This is a genomic window from Mucilaginibacter panaciglaebae (assembly GCF_039539265.1).
GTDB lineage: Bacteria > Bacteroidota > Bacteroidia > Sphingobacteriales > Sphingobacteriaceae > Mucilaginibacter > Mucilaginibacter panaciglaebae.
On sequence record NZ_BAABCV010000012.1, the window covers coordinates 60651 to 79110 of the forward strand.

General features: G+C 43.5%; 16 protein-coding genes and 1 tRNA gene. 9 read left to right on the forward strand and 8 right to left on the reverse strand.

Going from position 1 to position 18460, the window contains the following annotated elements:
• Window positions 1–40: 40 nt before the first annotated feature.
• The 4 genes from ABD772_RS15630 to ABD772_RS15645 form a co-directional block, all read right to left on the reverse strand.
• Entirely contained in the window at window positions 41–1039 is a 999-nt protein-coding gene (locus tag ABD772_RS15630; RefSeq protein WP_345106511.1) for a PorP/SprF family type IX secretion system membrane protein, read from the reverse strand.
• On the reverse strand, window positions 1036–1941 hold the full coding sequence (locus ABD772_RS15635; RefSeq protein ID WP_345106514.1) for a T9SS type B sorting domain-containing protein: 906 nt from the start codon (window positions 1939–1941) through the stop codon (window positions 1036–1038). The genes ABD772_RS15630 and ABD772_RS15635 overlap by 4 nt, the downstream gene beginning before the upstream one ends.
• Before the next feature lie 103 nt (window positions 1942–2044).
• Complete coding sequence (locus tag ABD772_RS15640) at window positions 2045–2737, reverse strand: hypothetical protein (RefSeq protein ID WP_345106517.1); 693 nt, start codon at window positions 2735–2737, stop codon at window positions 2045–2047.
• Between the two features lie 37 nt (window positions 2738–2774).
• Entirely contained in the window at window positions 2775–3875 is a 1101-nt protein-coding gene (locus tag ABD772_RS15645) for a hypothetical protein (protein WP_345106521.1), read from the reverse strand.
• A gap of 404 nt (window positions 3876–4279) precedes the next feature.
• On the opposite strand from ABD772_RS15645, the gene ABD772_RS15650 reads away from it, so the two are divergent.
• The 7 genes from ABD772_RS15650 (at window position 4280) to ABD772_RS15680 (ending at window position 11445) form a co-directional block, all read left to right on the forward strand.
• Entirely contained in the window at window positions 4280–5608 is a 1329-nt protein-coding gene (locus ABD772_RS15650) for an APC family permease (protein ID WP_345106524.1), read from the forward strand.
• Between the two features lie 159 nt (window positions 5609–5767).
• A complete protein-coding gene (locus ABD772_RS15655; protein ID WP_345106527.1) occupies window positions 5768–6442 on the forward strand; it encodes a YiaD family glycine zipper/OmpA-like lipoprotein in 675 nt (224 codons plus the stop codon).
• A 204-nt stretch (window positions 6443–6646) separates the two neighbouring features.
• Entirely contained in the window at window positions 6647–7792 is a 1146-nt protein-coding gene (locus ABD772_RS15660; RefSeq protein WP_345106530.1) for a DNA polymerase III subunit, read from the forward strand.
• A 3-nt stretch (window positions 7793–7795) separates the two neighbouring features.
• The gene (locus tag ABD772_RS15665) at window positions 7796–9199 is read left to right on the forward strand and encodes a PSP1 domain-containing protein (protein WP_345106532.1); all 1404 of its coding nucleotides are present in this window, start codon (window positions 7796–7798) and stop codon (window positions 9197–9199) included.
• A 3-nt stretch (window positions 9200–9202) separates the two neighbouring features.
• Entirely contained in the window at window positions 9203–9685 is a 483-nt protein-coding gene (locus ABD772_RS15670; RefSeq protein WP_345106535.1) for a gliding motility lipoprotein GldH, read from the forward strand.
• Window positions 9686–9734: 49 nt separating this feature from the next.
• Window positions 9735–9998 carry a hypothetical protein gene (locus tag ABD772_RS15675; protein WP_345106538.1) on the forward strand — a complete coding sequence of 88 codons (264 nt, stop codon included), beginning with the start codon at window positions 9735–9737 and terminating at the stop codon, window positions 9996–9998.
• Window positions 9999–10053: 55 nt separating this feature from the next.
• Window positions 10054–11445: a DNA recombination protein RmuC gene (locus ABD772_RS15680; protein ID WP_345106541.1), complete on the forward strand. Its 1392-nt coding sequence runs from the start codon at window positions 10054–10056 to the stop codon at window positions 11443–11445.
• 73 nt (window positions 11446–11518) lie between these two features.
• Here the strand turns inward: ABD772_RS15680 and ABD772_RS15685 are convergent, their stop codons facing one another.
• Both ABD772_RS15685 and thiL read right to left on the reverse strand, forming a co-directional pair.
• The gene (locus ABD772_RS15685; protein WP_345106543.1) at window positions 11519–12370 is read right to left on the reverse strand and encodes a hypothetical protein; all 852 of its coding nucleotides are present in this window, start codon (window positions 12368–12370) and stop codon (window positions 11519–11521) included.
• A 21-nt stretch (window positions 12371–12391) separates the two neighbouring features.
• Window positions 12392–13450, reverse strand: a complete 1059-nt coding sequence (thiL, locus tag ABD772_RS15690; protein WP_345106545.1) for a thiamine-phosphate kinase — start codon at window positions 13448–13450, stop codon at window positions 12392–12394.
• 265 nt (window positions 13451–13715) lie between these two features.
• Here thiL and ABD772_RS15695 point away from each other — a divergent pair, with 265 nt between their 5' ends.
• Window positions 13716–15167 (forward strand): DNA/RNA non-specific endonuclease, encoded by a 1452-nt coding sequence (locus ABD772_RS15695; RefSeq protein WP_345106548.1) that lies wholly within the window; start codon window positions 13716–13718, stop codon window positions 15165–15167.
• Window positions 15168–15310: 143 nt separating this feature from the next.
• On the opposite strand, the gene nadA is transcribed toward ABD772_RS15695, so the two are convergent.
• Complete coding sequence (gene nadA, locus ABD772_RS15700; RefSeq protein WP_345106551.1) at window positions 15311–16303, reverse strand: quinolinate synthase NadA; 993 nt, start codon at window positions 16301–16303, stop codon at window positions 15311–15313.
• 408 nt (window positions 16304–16711) lie between these two features.
• Here nadA and nadB point away from each other — a divergent pair, with 408 nt between their 5' ends.
• Window positions 16712–18304, forward strand: a complete 1593-nt coding sequence (nadB, locus tag ABD772_RS15705) for an L-aspartate oxidase (RefSeq protein WP_345106554.1) — start codon at window positions 16712–16714, stop codon at window positions 18302–18304.
• Between the two features lie 74 nt (window positions 18305–18378).
• On the opposite strand, the gene ABD772_RS15710 is transcribed toward nadB, so the two are convergent.
• Window positions 18379–18451: transfer RNA gene (locus ABD772_RS15710), tRNA-Gly, on the reverse strand.
• Between the last annotated feature and the right edge of the window lie 9 nt (window positions 18452–18460).

Sequence of the window (18460 nt, forward strand, 5' to 3'; positions counted from 1 at the left end):
AATACACGGAAAATCAGCATGTTAATATAATTTATCTAAATTAAAAGTAGCATTTCTTAAGTTGGTCATCAAAGCGCGAGCGCGGGCTATTATTGTTTTTTATAGTAAACGCGACAGATATTTCATGCGACCCATAACCCAGGGTACCCAACTTATTCAATGAGTAATCAAACGCGTAACCTATCCTTAGGCTTTCTGAAGCAAAAAACTCCGCCGTAGCCACGATAGCGCTTGATGGTGGTAACCCTTTTTGTAAGTTAGGTTTGTTATATAAAGGCACCGCAGTTCTGTAGGTTCCACCTAACCATAGTTTTTCGCTGATCAACAAAAACGCGTTGACGTCCATACTGGTTGGTGCGGTAGGCGTGTCTTTGATCAGGAGTGACGGCTTTAGCTTCATATCACTGCTCACATCAAATATCCCACCCATAGTAAAATACTCGTGGGGTTTAGGGATCGGCACACCCAGGGCGGTAGCCGTTGACGCAGGGTGGGTATATTGCGGCAACAAGTTATCAACCGAGGCTCCGACAAACCAGTCATTGTTCGTATACAGAACGCCGATGCGTGCATCCGGCGATAAAAAGCTATGGTAACCTGTCGGGATATAACTGTCGCCGGTTTGAACAGGGTTCAATTGACTCCCGTCGATGCCTGACTGTATCAACCCGACGCCCAGACCAAAAGCCAGCCTTGAGTCGTCATTTTCACCAATCTGTATCCGGTACGAGTAGTTGGTATAGGCCGCAATGGTAGTTTGCGCACCAATCTGATCGCGCTGCAATAAAATACCCAAACCAACCGCATCATTAGCCACTGCTCCGTCTGCCGCTATTGATGCGGTTGTTGGTGCACCGGGCAAACCTGTCCACTGCGAGCGGAAAAAGCTGTTTATAAAAAAATCGCTTTTATATCCTGCATACGCCGGGTTTATGTATAAGCCATTAAAAATATATTGACTAAACTGCGCGTCTTGCTGGGCTTGCGCAGAAATAAAAGCTGTAATTAAACTACAAATTAATATCAATCTCTTCATCATATCCTTGTTCTTAAAAGGGTCAAATAGCCTTTGTACGTATCCCAAACGCCGGCTTTGTTTTTGGCACGCAACACATAGAAGTAAGTACCTTCTACAAGTCCCGATCCATCCCAATCATTCTTATAATTTGTTTTTTGATAAACCACGTTACCCCATCGGTTAATAATGGTGAGCTCGGTATCTGAATACGTTTCCAGGCCCGGTATCACAAACGTATCATTCACGCCGTCGCCGTTGGGCGTAAACACATTTGTTATCACCAACGGATAAACCTGCTGTATGGTTTGATCCACGTTGTTAGCCAAAATTGGATCAATCTGTTTACCTTTTATATTTACTATGCTTTGAACCATGCCGGGTGCTAATACTTTAACGGTTATTACCAATTTGGCAGGGTCATTCTCTTTTATCTGGCTAATGTTCCAGGTTAGCGTACGGGTTGCGATATTGTATTTAATGAGGTCGCCGCTGTTGGGCTGCGGTAAATACACCAGGTTTTCTGGTATAACATAGCTTACCTGCACATTGGTACCTGTTATCGGGCTTTTGTTATCGGCCACTAACACATACGTGTAACTATCTCCCGGCGCAGCGTGCAGGTTTGATGATGCGATAGTTACAGCCAGATCTACTACCGTATCCGGCAAATTAACAGGTGGATCATCCGGTTTGACGATGATCTTGACCCCATCTGATACCTCCGACGGACATCCTTCGGCATTAAAAGCCACTACCGAGTACATACCCGCGGCAGTGGCCGTATAATCTTTATTGATAGCATCGACAATCTTTACACCGTCTTTATACCATTGGTAGGCAGAAGCGTGCAATGAGCTTGCGTGCAGAACAATAGATGCCCCCTCGTTGATCGTATAAGTAACATCACCGCCCTGATTTGACACCGGTAGTGAATATGCCTTACTTTTTATGATCAACAACGCGCATAGAACTATTATTCTGCACAAATGCCTCATCGATATCGCCTAGCCCTTATTTATTTTTCTATTAGTTTACTGCGATAGTCGGCTTGCTTGGCAACGGCGTAATCACGATGTCTTTGGTGTTTGTTGCCGGACATGATGAATTAAGCGCGTAAGTTACCGTAACGCCATAAGTTATTGTAGCCGGAGTTGTCTCGCCAGTTACGTTATAAGTGCTTGATGTTGCACCCGAAATAGGCGTACCATTCTTGGTCCACTGATAATTTAACGCGAAGCCCGTGGCCGGAGTAGGGTTTGCTGTTAACAAAGTTGCATTGCCGGCCTCACCGCACATTGAGCTGTTTGGCGAAGTAATGGTAACACTTAGAGGAGGCAATACGTAAATCTTATAGACATCAGAAATTGGCGAGGTACAGCCATTGGCGTTTTCTGTAACTACCTGATAGCTGTAGTAGCCGGGTAGCGTTGGCACCTCAGTATAAGTGCGGCCTGTCATGGCAGTAACCTCTTGTTTATTTCCGCTGGCATCAATTTTATACCAGTGATACTTGGCAAAATCAACACCACCTGCATCTTGCGGAGCAGTCATTGAAATGGTTGATCCGGCACATAATACTTTAGCTACATCAGAAGCTGCTGTTGGTGGCGGGGTAGTAGAATCGCTGGGACCGGAAGCAACTTGCGCCGATGCTATGGTACTGATTGCAAACATCAGGAAGACCAGCATTGAGGTGATGGTTAGGAAACGTTTTTTCATGATTCTATAATTTGTCATTTATTTAATAATGTATTATTTAAGATGATATACCCGGTTTTTGCGGGTTGGGAATAATTGTTACTGTTGTTTGTACCGGCGCCGATGTACAGCCCGTTAGTTTATTTTGTTCGGTAATGGTATATGTGCCGCTTTGGGTAATAGCCCCCGCATTTACGTTGCTGATTACGTTACCGTTACTGTCTTTAAAAACATAGTTGTATGTACCCGGGTCATATCCCACAATGGTTTTAGTCAGATCATAAGTGCCGCAGGCGCTGTGGGGGCCGGTGAGGCTTAAAACAGGTATAGGGTTTAATACCAGGTGGATATTTTTCCTGTATACCGGAGCAAATACAATGTCGTCAACCGCAAAGTCATTACCGCTTGTGGCGATGTTTTGATTTACCAGTGCTATAGGCAATGATCCGCTGTGATTACCCGAATTCCAGGTGGTGGTAAAATACTGCCAGTTGCCATCAACAGAAGTTGGGTTGATAGTACTCCCCAGCGGTACGCCATCAATAGAAAACTGTAGCTGTGCCGGGTTTTGCGGGTTTACTGATGTCGCCCATGCCGAAAACACATAATCGGTATTGGGCTGTACATTAATGCTTTGGGTCCACACGGTAACATTGGCAGTAGCCGACCCATTTACAATCAGCATTTGACCCGTACCTGTAGTGTGATCGCCCATTGAGGTAAAGTTGGTATGAATGTTATGCGGATCGGTGTTGATGGTATAGGTGCCTTCCAGGCTTAATATCCCGCAGCAGCAACTATTACAAGTACTTGAGCTGCTTTTGTAAGTATAAGAGCTGGTAAATCCGCGTGTGGTTGCGTTTGTTGTAGCAGCCGAGAAGTCGCCATTGGTTACTACACTGGTGCCCGTAACTTGCCACCAGTAATCGCCCGAACTGGTAACGTTTAATGAGGTACCTGTGGTGCCGTCATTCCAGATAGGGTTGCTATAACCCGGCACGGTCGAGGTGGTTAAAGTGGTGCTATTCCCGCATACGTTTACCGTATCAGTACTTACTGTGAAAACAGATATGCGCGAAGCATTTAGCCCACTGAAGGACAAACCAATTATCCCAAACAGGACAATGCCTAACAACACATTTACTCTTACAGGCAACATTGCACTCTCTAATCAACCGTGTTTTAATTAACAGGTAATTACCTTATACGTAAATAGTTGCTTTGGTGTTACAACAGTTAAGCATATAGACTACTCTGTTTTCGCCCCAGTCAATTTAATTGTGTTTAAAAACACTTCAAGAAACAATCTCTCGACCTCAATTTAAGAAGACAAACCCACATAAGTAATTGACAATAAGGATATTAGCGGCTATTTAATATTAACAAAACTTATTAATAAATGTGGATAACACGCGCTCTTAAAATGCCATCGCCGACCAAAAGCACAGTGGTCATTTACCCTCAATATTGCCTTTTGGTTAAATTATTTGTTCCCGTGGTTTCAAAAGTATCGCAAGTCGGCAGTAATAAAATTCGGTCCAAAACAATAATTTTATGCCCTAAATGGCATCAACCCAGTACCTTAAAAAAATCAGGCCGATACAACTTGTCGCTGTTATATTCTTTACCGTTTCGGGCGGGCCATACGGTCTTGAGCCTTTATTGGATTATGCGGGCCAACACGGCGCATTACTGATATTGCTGGTTACCCCGATGCTGTGGGATGTGCCCGCCATTTTCACGGTGCTTGAACTTAACAGCATGATGCCCATAACGGGTGGGTATTATAAATGGGTAAAATATGCGTTGGGTACGCGTTGGGGGTTTTATGAAGGCTGGTGGACCTGGCTTTACACATTTGTCGATCTGGCTATTTACCCGGTATTGTTTGTCGAATACGCCTCATTTTTCTTTCCGGACTTGCAAGCTTATAAAACCCCCGTATGCCTCGTCATCATCTGGGCATCGGCGGGGTTAAACATATTGGGTATAGTGCCGGTTGGCCGGGTCTCCCTTTTTTTGGGAGCTGCTGTCCTTACGCCGTTTATCATACTTTTCGGCCTGGCCTTTTTTCATCACAGCGGGGGCTTGTTTATTCCTTCGCCTTCATTAAAGCATGTGGCATTCCCTTCATTAGGCATGGCTCTTTATACAGTGATGTGGAACTGCCTTGGCTGGGACAACACTACCACTTATGCCGAGGAAGTAGAAAAACCGGTGCGCTCTTACCTGATATCAACATTGATTGCTTTCGGCCTGGTGCTGGTGATTTATTTCCTGGTGATCTGGGTAGCGCAGCTATCGGGCATCAATCCGGCTGTGTTAACAGAAAAAGGCGTACCGGTATTGGGCGAGATGATTGGCGGGCATTGGCTCGGCGCTTTGTTGGCGATCGGCGGAATGGCCAGCACCTTAGGCATTTATGCCGCCGTATTGCTGTCTGTATCGAGGGTGCCGCAGGTGATGTCTGAGGACAGCTTATTACCCGCCCGCATCAATAAGCTGCATTCACGTTTCCAGACACCCTATATATCCATAATTATTTGTTCTGTCGTTGTAAGCCTGATGGTGCTTTGGACATTTGCCGACCTGCTGATCATCGACGTAACAGTTTACGGCGCCGGTTTATCGCTTGAATATATATCGCTCATCAAATTACGCCGCACTCATCCCGACATGCCGCGCCCCTTTAAAATTCCCTTGGGTATAACAAGCTTGTGTTTGCTGCTGATTTTACCGGCATCAGTTTATTTCGTCGCACTTGGCGGCGCCTTTTCATCATCCGAAGAAACCATTAAGCCTGCCCTATTTGCCTTAACCGCATTGGCCAGCGCTGAATTATTCTGGCAAATATTGCGTTTCAGCTCGCGCAAGCATAAAGCTGTGTACTAAAAATAAGTCATTTCGGCAATTGTAGCTGCGGACGTATTTCCCCTACATTAAAAAAATTTTTTTTCAGTTATTATTCCTTGCCGTTTACGTGCTTTGTCTTGCTCCTCGCGTATTGGCATCGGGTTTGTTTAGTAATCGGCGAAACACACAGAAAGCATTATGAAAGCAACAGTTATTAAAAACAGCCTGGTTGCAGTCGGGTTGGCCCTGAGTATTTTTGGCACCGCCTGCAACTCTTTAAATAAAACACAAAAAGGCGCCGCTATAGGCGCAGGTGCCGGGGGTACCATCGGCGCTTTAATTGGGCACAGTGCAGGCAACACCGCTTTAGGTGCTATTATTGGCGGCGCTGTGGGTGGTACAGCCGGCGCATTGATCGGTCATAAAATGGATAAACAAGCCGCCGAGATCAAACAGACTGTACCAGGCGCCACAGTAGTAAGGCAAGGCGAAGGGATCTTAGTAAAATTCGACTCGGGCATTTTGTTCGATGTGGACAAGACCGACCTGAAGGCTGCAGCAAAATCCAACCTGCACAATTTAGCAGCATCACTGCAAAACAACCCCCAGACTAATATCATGATTATCGGCCATACAGACAACACCGGTAGTAACGATCATAATATGGATCTGTCTATCCGCCGCGCTGAATCGGTTCGTTCCTTTATCGTTGCCGATAATGTTAGCAGATCACGCCTGACCACAGTTGGTAAAGGCCCGGCCGAGCCGATCGCTGATAATAGCACCGCTGCCGGTCGCGCGCAAAATCGCCGTGTCGAAATTGTCATTGTAGCCAATGACCAAATGAAAAAGCAAGCCGAACAAGGCCAATAATATTGATACCCTATATAGTTTTTTGCAAACCCCGGCGCGCTCCGCCGGGGTTTTGTTTTGGTTGAAAATCTTAAACTGTGTTGTATCTGATACAGGTGAAACACCCGAACAACGTGATACAGCCGTTAAGCTATATTTCTGTAAAAAATATATGCCGGTTGGCCATTAGTATCAGATCTCAAATCTAATTGCTAATTTGCACCAATGCAGTTTAAACAAATTGTTGGGCAAGCGGCTGTAAAGCAAAGACTGATTAACTCGGTGAAAGAGAACCGGGTTAGCCATGCGCAATTGTTTTTGGGGCCAGAAGGATCGGGAAGTTTAGCATTAGCTGTAGCTTATGCACAGTATCTGTCGTGTCTGGATAAACAGCCGGATGATTCGTGCGGCGAATGTTCGTCATGCCGTAAATACCAGAAGCTGGCGCATCCGGATCTGCATTTTTCTTATCCGTTCTTTGCCAAACATAAAGACGACACAGCCATTACATTTATTGAGCAATGGCGTGAGGCTTTGCTGGCCACGCCTTATCTCAATCTTGATATCTGGCGCAGTTACCTTGATGCCGAAAACAAACAAGCCAACATTAACATAGCCGAATGCCACCAGATCATCAAAAAATTAAGCTTTAAACCGTTTGAGTCTGCGTATAAAATACTGATCCTTTGGTTACCGGAATACCTGGATAAAGAAGGTAATTCGCTGCTAAAGATCATCGAAGAGCCTCAGCCAAATACGTTGTTTTTGTTAGTGGCGCAAAATCAGGATCAGATCTTGAATACTATCCTGTCGCGCACGCAATTAATAAAAGTTCCGGCTTTGACTTATGACGAGATCAGGGACGAACTCATCAGCCAATACCATCAAACAGAAAACACCGCGGCCGAACTGGCTTACCTGAGCAACGGCAATTTTACCGATGCCCTGCTCATGATGCAGCAGGACGATAAAAGCTACCACACGCTGTTTGTACAATGGCTGCGCCTGTGCTTTGCCAATAAGGGCATTGAATTGGTGGGCTTTGTGGACCAGTTATCAAAAATGGGCCGCGAAAACCAAAAAAACTTTGTGCGCTACGGAATAAACTTTGTGCGCGAATGCTGCTTATTGATTGCCGGCGCCGGCGAACTGGTGCATTTACCGGCATCCGAATTGGAAACCGCACAAAAGTTAAGCACGATCATGAATATCTCTATGAATCAGGCAATCATTGCTGAGCTGGAAAAAGCACATTATCATGTGGAGAGAAATGCAAACCCTAAAATTTTATTTTTAGATGTATCTTTACAAATTATGAGTTTTTTAAAACTAAAGTCAAGCCCGCAAGGGAATCAATATATATCGAACTAAACTATGGGATGTGGAAGTTGTTCAACGGGCGGTTGTGCGCCTGCAGGCTGCAAAAGTAACGGCTCTTGCCTTACTAATGGTTGCAGCAAATTAGACGTTTACGACTGGCTGTCGCATATGGATATGCCCGTAAACTATAAGCCTTTTAACATCGTTGAAATAAAATTTAAAGGCTCTCGCAAAGAGTTCTTTGTTAATCACGATAACATATATCTTGAAAACGGCGATCTGGTAGTTGTTGAAACGCCTACCGGTGGCTATGATGTTGGCCACGTATCGCTGACCGGCGAACTGGTGCGTATGCAAATGACACGCCGCCGTGTTAAAGAAGAGGATGTATTAAAGAAAATATATCGCCGTGCCACACCTGCGGACGTTGACAAATGGAAAGCCGCTAAGGATATGGAGTGGGAAACCATGCACAGCGCGCGCAAACTGGCTTTGAGCCTAAACTTGTCTATGAAGCTAAGCGATGTGGACTATCAGGCCGACAAAAGCAAGGCGACATTTTACTATACTGCCGAAGGCCGCGTTGATTTCAGGGAACTGATAAAAAAAATGGCCGAAAGTTTCCGCATTCGGATAGAGATGCGTCAGATCGGTATGAGGCAGGAGGCCAGCCGTTTGGGTGGTATCGGCTCATGCGGACGCGAGCTTTGCTGCTCAACCTGGCTTACCGATTTTAAGACCGTTTCGACATCGGCGGCGCGCTATCAAAATCTGTCATTAAATACATTAAAGCTGGCCGGCCAATGCGGCAAGTTGAAATGCTGCCTCAATTATGAGCTGGATACTTACATGGATGCGCTAAAACACATCCCTGATAACGTAAACCTGCTTAAAACCCAGAAAGGCGATGCCCGTTTGCAAAAGACGGATATCTTCAAAAAGCAAATGTGGTTTAGCTACCCGCACGAGGAGTCGTGGATACCGGTGCCGCTTGATCGGGTGCGCGAAATACAGAAATTGAACAAAGAGGGTGTATTCCCTGAAGATCTGGTAATATTTGTAGAGGCTGAAAAAGACGTACCGGTTAAAGCCTTTGATTACGAAAACGTTGTCGGCCAAGATAGTCTGACCCGTTTGGATGAACGCAATCGCAATAAAAAGAAAAACAAAAGCCGCAATAAAAACAAGCAAAGCCAGGGCAACCAAAATGGCCAGCCCAATGCCAGGCAAAACCAACCCCGGGCAGAGAATAGCGGCGCTCAGGCGAATGCCGGCAGCAGTCAGCAACAACAGAGAGCGCAACAGCCAAAAGCTCAGAATCAAACTCAGGGTCAGCCGCGTACCGAAGGTAGTAGCGAAAACAACAATCGCAACCGCAATCGGAACAAAAACCGCAGACGTGGCGGCGGTGGCGGCGAAGGTAACCGGGGCGGCGGCGGCGAACCAGCTAAACAATAAGCAATGAAAGGCGCTTTAAAATATTTTTGCCCAGCTTTATTTATGGTGATGGCATTATGGTGGTCAGGATGTTCTGACCCGAATGCTATTATTGATCAAAACACCGAGTTAACTAATAATAACTGGGCTTACCCAAACAAGATCAGAGAGGTGGTCAAGATAGATGATGAGCATCTTTCTTATAATCTTTACCTGAACCTTCGTGTAACGGCCGACTATAAATATTCTAACATTTTTGTAATCGTTCATCAAACCGGCCCGGATAACAAAACCACGAACACCCGTTTAGAATTTAAACTGGCTAACCCCGACGGTGAGTGGCTGGGTGATGGATCGGGCAATTTATATAGCTTCCAGATCCCTTTTTGGCAGAACTACAAATTTCCGGCGAAAGGTATCTATACCTTCCAAATAGAACAAAATATGCGCGATAACCCGCTGAAAGAGGTTAGCGACGTTGGCCTGCGGGTTGAAAAGGCGCAATAGCTAAAACCACGGCAAAAATTAATTGTTGGGTTAACAGATAAACTTCGCCATGAAAAAGATATTTGCCCATCTGATTGCCGCTGCGTTTTGTTTGTTCATAGCCTGTAACAGCGCTCAGCACAAAACGGGCAATGATAAGCCGGACACCGGCTCTAAACATGGCGACTCAGGCGCATCTGACACGGTCAATGGCTCGGAGGCTCCATTTGCACAATCGACAGCCGGCACAGATACAAGCACAGATGGCCACGGAGTAGATGATCCGGTAATAGATACCACCCACCCAAAACCGCCTTCTAAAAAGCATCATTAATTTATTAGTGTAACTATTTTTTATTTACCTTCGTTTTGCTAATATTTTTATCAAAATGATCGTTGCCGTTTTAGTTGCCAGTTTGGTGATCTTGTTAATTTCTGTATTACTTTTTTTGAAAAAACCTGCTGCTGCCGACGGCGTTTCGGCGGATGAGTTTGCGCGTTTAAAAAATGAAAATATAGCATTGAACATTTCCCTGGCCAAGGCCGAAGAGCGCGCACTGAATTTAAGTTTAGAAAGAGATAAAGCTGATAGACTGCTGCAAGATGAGCGCGAACGCTATGATATAGCCGTTGCCGACCTTAATCAACAACTGACTGCCGAGAAAAGCCGTATGGCGAAGGCCGAGGAGTCATTCAAGGCACAACGCGAGCGCCTGAGCGAGCAGGAACGGGCGATTCAGGATATCCAACAAAAATTTCAGAAAGAATTTGAAAACGTTGCCGAAAAAATACTGAAAGAAAAATCGAAGGAATTTGTAGACGTTAACCGAACCAACCTGGACACGATACTGAACCCATTAAAAGAAAACCTGAAAGCATTTGAAGATAAGGTTGACAAAGTATATAACATGGAGGCTGCCGAGCGCAACACCATGAAGGGCGTTATCACCCAGTTAATGGAACTTAACAAACAAATAAGCGACGAGGCGCAAAATCTGACCAAAGCCTTAAAAGGCGATAATAAAAAACAAGGCAACTGGGGCGAGGTAATATTGGAGCGGGTGCTGGAACGGTCAGGGTTGATCAAAGATCAAGAATACCGCCTGCAAGCCAGTTTAACCGGCCCGGAAGGCACCCGTCTGCAACCCGACGTTGTAATTGACCTGCCGGATGAAAAACATCTTATAATCGACTCAAAAGTGTCCCTAATTGCTTACGAGCGTTTGGTGAATTGTGAAACCGAGGACGAACGCAAATTATTTTCTAAAGCGCATGTCGAGTCTATTCGCGGCCACGTAAATGGTTTATCTTCAAAAAACTATCACGATCTGTACAGTATCAACTCGCCCGATTTTGTGATGCTGTTCATCCCCATTGAATCGTCATTTAGCTTCGCGGTACAGATAGATTCTGAACTGTTTAGTTACGCCTGGGAGAAACAGGTGGTAATTGTCAGTCCGTCAACGCTGCTGGCAACACTGCGCACTGTAGCCAGTATCTGGAAGCAGGAGCGCCAAAACCGTAATGTATTGGAGATTGCGCGTTTAAGCGGCGCTATGTATGATAAATTTGTCGGCTTTGTGAGCGATATGGAAAGCATCGGCAAAAACATTAAACAAAGCCAGAGCGCGTACGACAGCGCCATTAATAAATTAACCGAGGGCAACGGTAACCTCACCAAAACAGCTGAAAAGATCAAAAGCCTGGGTGCCAAGGCCAACAAGCAATTAGATCAAAAATATATTGAGATAGGCGATAACGACGATATACAAGCCGGGTAATTATCCGGCTTGTACCGGTATGCTAACCGGGGATTTTTTATACAGTGCCCGAACTTAGCAAAGTAAGCGCTAACTATTTACCGCTTATTGTTGCTTTATAAGATGTCACAGCGTTAGCATCAATAGCCATAGTCATGGCGCCCATATGCATATCCATTTTCATGTCTAAGTTATCTGCCTTTGCTATCGCCAGATTGTTGGCTATATCGTAAACCATCGTTCCTTTTCCTTTCCCATTGGTTTTCATATCCACTTTTTTGTCAGGTTTCTGGCCTGTAACATCCATAGCAATAGCTTCTTTGGTATCAAAATAAGCAAGATTGCCTTTAATAGCTTTTAGGGTGTAAGTGACGGTAGTTTTGATGCCAATGTTTTTTTGACCGCTTGCTACGCTAAATGGTTTTTCCTGAGTAAAGCTCTCACCTATCTTCATTGGTCTGTTCGGAAACTTAATTTCATCGCCTAATTTATTAACCATACTTAAAACGGTTTTCTGGGTTTTCGCGTCCGCGTTCGGGAAACTGATAGATTGGGTATGCATCTGACCGTCAGGTGTGCATTTCCCGCGACTTATTGCACCAACTACCGGATTGTTTTTTGGCCCCGGCTGCACTACGCCGTTAACTACATTTTTTGATGAAAAATTAGTAACGGTAACGTTAAACGGAAAATTACCCCCGGCACCAACAGGACCCGTTTTTATTACATAGCTCATGCTGACGTTTCCCTTGTTTTGTAAAGCGGGCTTTGAGGCGCCCTTTTTATTCGCATTGCCTACAGAGTTTATTCGCGAATCAGTAATCGTATTACCGGTAACTGTGTAAGTATGGTTCGGTAAAAATTTTAATTTAAATGGCACGCTTTTTTGGGCCTTCACGGCGGTAGCGGCCATTAAAACGGCGACAACAACAAAATATCTTCTCATTGGATGGTTGGGTTTATTAAATTATTTTATAGTTTGATCATCAGCCGGAAAAGCATTCCAGCCCTGTGCTTTCAACGGATGTACGTTGCCCGATTTTGAAACCAGGTTACATCCCGACGCCGGTTCTGTAATATGCCCGATGATACTAATATCCATTTTAAATTTTATTTTTTCGTAATCAGCTTGTTTAACGGTAAATAATAATTCATAATCTTCGCCGCCGCTTAGTGCGCATACTGTTGGATCAAGGCCAAACTCTCTGGCCGTTTCATAGGTCATGGGGTCAATCGGTATTTTTTCCTCATAAAGGCTACAGCCTTTATGACTTTGCTTACAGATATGCATGATCTCTGAAGCCAAACCGTCAGACACATCAATCATAGCTGTCGGCTTTACGTCAATATCCTTTAATAACTCCACAATGTCTTTACGGGCCTCGGGCTTTAACTGGCGCTCTACGATGTAATCTTTCCCCTCCAGATCGGGCTGTATGTTCGGATTTTCCAGGTAGACCAATTTTTCGCGCTCTAATAATTGCAGCCCGACGTAGGCGCCACCTAAATCGCCGGATACGCAGATCAGATCGCCTTCCTGGGCGCCGTCTCTATAAACAATATCTTCAGGGTTTGCATAACCAATTGAGGTCACGCTTAAAACCAGTCCTTGTTTTGACGAGCTGGTGTCGCCGCCCACCAGATCCACCCCATATTTTTCACAAGCTATGTAAATGCCCTCATAAATTTCTTCAATAGCTTCAATAGGAAACTTGCTTGACATACCTATTCCAACGGTCACCTGGGTAGCAATACCATTCATCGCGTAAATATCACTCAGGTTAACCTGAACAGCCTTATATCCCAAATGCTTTAATGGGGTATAAGCCAGGTCGAAATGTATGCCTTCCAACAACATGTCGGTTGATACCAGCACTTTTTTACCTGCGGGATCAAGTACAGCAGCATCATCACCCACACCTTTTAGCGTGCTTTTTTGCACCAGTTCAATGTTTTTGGTCAAGTGGTTGATCAGGCCGAACTCGCCGAGCGCTTCTATATTGGTTTTTTCTTTGTTGTCGAACATATTCACACTATTAATAATTTTTTTGATCGCTGATTTTATGTTTCTGCTATTAGCAATCAGTGGTGAAGCAAAATCTTCCCGGGCGCAGTCATATCAGACAAAAATACAAAAGCTTAAACCATTTTATGTAAATACCGCTAAAACATCTTTTTAACTGTAGGTTATTTAGCTGCAGGTATATATTTTCAATTATTTTTAATCAGGGTTTAAAACGTTAATACATAATTAACACGGTATTGCGATATTTACCGCAAAACATTTATTGATGAAAATTAAAAAACTACTTATTTATACGGCTTTTTCGGCAGCGATAAGTGTTGTGGGTTGTAAAAAAAGCGGTCCGGTTGATAACGGAGATCACGGAACTACGGGTGCTACCGGGACAACAGGCACTACCCATCCCTCTTCTTATATTATTACTGAAAATTTTGAATCGGGCACAAAGGGAGGTTATGCTAGCGCAGATATTACTTTGTATACCGGGTCATGGAACTTTAATGATGCATTAATTGGCAACCTTACTGCCGACGCTAAAGACGGATTAAAATCAGTTAGATTACGTGCCGGCGATATCCATATGAATTTTGATATCTCGGGAGTGAAAACACTGGTTATTAAACACGCAAAATATGGTAGTGATGCCACATCGACCTGGCAATTATTAATGTCAACCGATGGTGGTACAAATTACGCCCAGGTGGGTACTGACATTACCGAAACCAACACCACTTTGACTACCGACTCATTTAAAGTGACCGCTACTGGCAAAATTAGGTTTGAAATAAAAAAAATGGGCACTACCCGTATCAATATTGATGATATTACCTTTAAAGGTTCCGGCGATCCGGGCATAACTGTAGGCGTCCCCGATACCCCACCGGCTGATACTACGCAAACAGGCTCACCTTCGGCAGCTCGGGGCGTTACTATAGGCAGCGATGCTCCGCCTGCTACCGGGGACAATAGTAATTTATTATTAGGTAATCCGTCGAATGCCCTACCCACACTGGCTGCAAATACCAATTACCTGTTGAACCAGGGCTACTACGTTGAATCTTATAACAGCAATCTTGGCGAGCCCAATTGGGTAAGCTGGCATCTTGATGCCAGTAATTGCACCAATGTAACCAAGCGCTTAGATAACTTTGCACCTTTTAATGGTTTAGATCCAACCTGGTTTGCCGTTCAGAGTACCAGTTACATAGGCTCAGGGTTTGACAGGGGCCATAACTGCCCATCGGCAGATCGTACCAGCTCGGCTAACGCCAACTCGTCTACCTTTCTGATGACTAACATGATCCCTCAGGCTCCGCAGAATAACCAACAAACCTGGAATAAACTGGAAGCATATTTACGCGACCAGGTTTTTGCAGGTAATGAGGTTTATATCATTATGGGCAGCTATGGCACCGGCGGTATCGGTTCAAAAACCAGCGACAAAGTAAACACTATAGCCAGCGGCAATGTTACGGTACCAAGCAATGTTTGGAAAGTGGCTTTGATTTTACCTGTTGGCAACGGCGACTTAGCCCGTATCAACGCGCAAACCCGTGTTCTTGCAGTAAACACCCCTAATATCAACAGCGTGAGCAGCGACTGGAAAACTTACATCACCCGCGTAAAAGATATCGAAACCGCTACTGGTTATGTTTTATTTTCAACATTACCAAACGATGTACAAACTGCTTTAAAAGCCAAAGTAGACGCGGGCAATTAGACAACGTAAATACGGCCGAAGGCCGGAAAAATTTTTATAAAAAGGCCTGTTAATGAGATATCGACAGGCCTTTTTTCCTACATGACAAGAGATGCCAGTATAGCGTCTATACATTATTTCGTTTATGATTGTCAGTTAACAAACTATAAACCCAACTTAGCTGATATTTCCAGCATCCTTTCAATAGGTTTTACTGCTTTTTCAATTATATCTGCCGGAACTTCAATTTCTGGCCTTTCGTTTTTAAGACACAAATAAAGCTTCTCAAGCGTGTTTCGTTTCATATGAGGGCAATCATTACAAGCGCAATTATTGTTTGGCGGAGCGGGGATAAACACCTTATCAGGGTTATCTTTTTCCATCTGATGAATAATGCCCGGCTCAGTAGCTACTATAAATTCAGTTTCAGGGCTTTTTTTCGCATATTTCAGTATACCGGTCGTGGAGCCAATATAGTCTGCCATTTCTAATATAACGTCCTCACATTCAGGGTGAGCTAATATTTTGGCATTCGGATATCTTTCTTTTAGTTTGGTTATTTTTTCTCTGGAGAAAATTTCATGAACCATACAAGCACCATTCCACAACACCAGGTCCCGTCCGGTTTTTTTGGCGACATAAGCGCCCAGATTTTTATCGGGGCCAAAGATGATCTTTTGTTCCGGCGGCAAGCTTTCCACAATTTGAACCGCGTTGCTCGAAGTACAAACTATATCACTTAAAGCTTTTAATTCTGCAGTGCAGTTAACATAGGTAATAACCAGGTGATCAGGATACTGCTCTTTAAATTTTTTAAATAAGTGCGGTGGGCAACTATCCGCCAATGAGCAACCAGCCTTTACATCGGGCAACAATACCTTTTTTGTTGGCGATAATATCTTGGCTGTTTCTGCCATGAAGTGCACACCGGCGAAAACAATAATATCGGCGTCGGTCTTAGCGGCTTGTTGCGATAATCCCAAACTGTCGCCAATGTAGTCTGCAATATCCTGTATATCTCCTTCCTGGTAGTAGTGAGCCAATATGACTGCATTTTTTTCTTTTTTAAGTTTTTCTATTTCATTAAAAAGGTCCAACGACGGGTCGATGTATTCATCGACATAACCTTTCAGATTTATTTCTTCGAAGATATCCATTTCAACAATTCAATTAATAACAACTAATTTTTATTTAAAAAAGAAACTATTGTTATTGGTGTGTTAGTTATGTTTAAAAGTCAGCAGACGTTTTTATAGAAATATTGTTTTTAACTAGTTACTAACAGGTAATTAATATTTTTTATTATTTATTGTATTGATTATGAGATTATTTTGATAATCAACTTTTATTTTTAAAACTTATTTGTTAATAGTTTCACGGTGTTTGTAATGTTAGTTTCGTTGTTAAAGTGTCGCAAAAGTCGCTTAAAAATTCTTACTATTATCACTAAAAAGTAAGGTTATCCACTAAAAAAATACTTGTTAGTTTTTTGCTTACACAAAATTAACATCTTTGAACGCTATTATTAACAGACATTATAATTTTACACATCTAACACATATAATATGTCCAAATCTGTGGATTTTCTGGTAGTGGGGTCAGGTATCGCGGGATTAAGTTTTGCACTAAAAGCTGCAAAGCACGGTAAGGTACTGATAGTTACAAAGTCAAATGAGGATGAATCGAATACCAAGTATGCCCAGGGCGGTGTCGCTGTGGTTGTGGATAAAAAAGAAGATTCGTTTGAAAAGCACATAAACGATACCTTAATAGCCGGCGATGGGTTATGTGATAAAGAAGTTGTAGAGGTAGTAGTGAAAGAAGGGCCTGACCGTATTAATGAAATTATTGACTACGGAACCAGTTTTGACAAGACTAATGAAGGACTTTATGATCTGGCAAAAGAAGGTGGTCATTCTGAATTTCGGGTATTGCATTATAAGGATATTACCGGTTTTGAAATAGAACGGGCGCTGTTAGAGCAAATACATCAAAATCCTAACATCGAGATATTGACACATTACTTTGCTGTTGATCTGATAACTCAGCATCATCTGGGAGTTTTTGTGGATAAATCGTCTACTGATATTACTTGTTACGGCATCTATGCTTTAAATACGGTAACCGGAGAAGTTGAAAAATTTTTATCAAAGATTACAGTAATGGCATCGGGTGGCGCGGGACATATTTATTCTGTGACCACAAACCCGGTTATTGCAACAGGAGATGGTGTGGCCATGGTTTACCGTGCTAAAGGTAAAGTTAGGAATATGGAATTTATTCAATTTCATCCTACCGCGTTATATAACCCCGGTGAATATCCTTCATTTTTAATATCAGAAGCGGTGCGTGGTTTCGGCGGGATATTAAAAAGAATTAATGGAGAGGAATTTATGCAGGAATATGACGAGCGTAAATCGTTAGCGCCGCGCGATATCGTTGCCAGAGCTATTGATGCCGAGATAAAAAAATCGGGGGAGGATTATGTTTACCTGGATATTCGTCATCGCACTAAAAAAGATATTCTGAGACACTTCCCCAATATATATGCTAAATGCCTGGAGATTGGCATCGATATGACTAAGGACATGATCCCCGTATCGCCGGCCTGTCATTATATGTGTGGCGGTATCATGGTTGATCATAATGGATTGTCATCTATCCAAAGATTATATGCCTGCGGCGAATGCTCATCAACCGGGTTACATGGTGCTAACCGTCTGGCTTCTAATTCATTATTAGAAGCATTGGTTTTTGCACATCGTATTTATGAAAATGCTATTGATCAATTTGACAGCATTATTATACCTGACAACATACCTGATTGGGATGAACACGGTGTAAAACTATCAAACGAGGATATACTGGTAACCCATAACATTCGCGAGATGCAGAAACTGATGAATGATTATGTAGGTATTGTTCGTTCAGATTTCAGATTGGAAAGAGCTATGCGCCGCTTGGGTTTATTGTACGAAGAAACAGAGTCGTTTTATAAACAAACCAAACTATCGGTAAAACTTTGCGAGCTGCGTAATTTGATCCAGGTATCATACATCGTTGTAAAATCGGCCATGATGCGTAAAGAGAGCCGGGGTTTGCATTATACAACGGATTATCCTGAGCATCAAAATGTTTTAGAGGATACGGTGTTTTAATACACGTCTAAATTAACCTTGAGGGCGAGTTCGTGCTGATATCTCACCCTCTTTTGGGGAGGGATAGGGCGTTGAGCGAAAAACGGGATTCGAACCCGCGACCTTCAGTTTGGGAAACTGATGCTCTACCAACTGAGCTATTTTCGCTTATAATAA

Excerpts from the sequence above, each read along its gene's own strand:
- ABD772_RS15630 (WP_345106511.1), bottom strand. The coding sequence starts at position 1,039 with ATGATGAAGAGATTGATATTAATTTGTAGTTTAATTACAGCTTTTATT.
- ABD772_RS15640 (WP_345106517.1), bottom strand. The coding sequence starts at position 2,737 with ATGAAAAAACGTTTCCTAACCATCACCTCAATGCTGGTCTTCCTGATG.
- ABD772_RS15645 (WP_345106521.1), bottom strand. The coding sequence starts at position 3,875 with ATGTTGCCTGTAAGAGTAAATGTGTTGTTAGGCATTGTCCTGTTTGGG.
- ABD772_RS15650 (WP_345106524.1), top strand. The coding sequence starts at position 4,280 with ATGGCATCAACCCAGTACCTTAAAAAAATCAGGCCGATACAACTTGTC.
- ABD772_RS15655 (WP_345106527.1), top strand. The coding sequence starts at position 5,768 with ATGAAAGCAACAGTTATTAAAAACAGCCTGGTTGCAGTCGGGTTGGCC.
- ABD772_RS15660 (WP_345106530.1), top strand. The coding sequence starts at position 6,647 with ATGCAGTTTAAACAAATTGTTGGGCAAGCGGCTGTAAAGCAAAGACTG.
- ABD772_RS15665 (WP_345106532.1), top strand. The coding sequence starts at position 7,796 with ATGGGATGTGGAAGTTGTTCAACGGGCGGTTGTGCGCCTGCAGGCTGC.
- ABD772_RS15670 (WP_345106535.1), top strand. The coding sequence starts at position 9,203 with ATGAAAGGCGCTTTAAAATATTTTTGCCCAGCTTTATTTATGGTGATG.
- ABD772_RS15675 (WP_345106538.1), top strand. The coding sequence starts at position 9,735 with ATGAAAAAGATATTTGCCCATCTGATTGCCGCTGCGTTTTGTTTGTTC.
- ABD772_RS15680 (WP_345106541.1), top strand. The coding sequence starts at position 10,054 with ATGATCGTTGCCGTTTTAGTTGCCAGTTTGGTGATCTTGTTAATTTCT.
- ABD772_RS15685 (WP_345106543.1), bottom strand. The coding sequence starts at position 12,370 with ATGAGAAGATATTTTGTTGTTGTCGCCGTTTTAATGGCCGCTACCGCC.
- thiL (WP_345106545.1), bottom strand. The coding sequence starts at position 13,450 with ATGTTCGACAACAAAGAAAAAACCAATATAGAAGCGCTCGGCGAGTTC.
- ABD772_RS15695 (WP_345106548.1), top strand. The coding sequence starts at position 13,716 with ATGAAAATTAAAAAACTACTTATTTATACGGCTTTTTCGGCAGCGATA.
- nadA (WP_345106551.1), bottom strand. The coding sequence starts at position 16,303 with ATGGATATCTTCGAAGAAATAAATCTGAAAGGTTATGTCGATGAATAC.
- nadB (WP_345106554.1), top strand. The coding sequence starts at position 16,712 with ATGTCCAAATCTGTGGATTTTCTGGTAGTGGGGTCAGGTATCGCGGGA.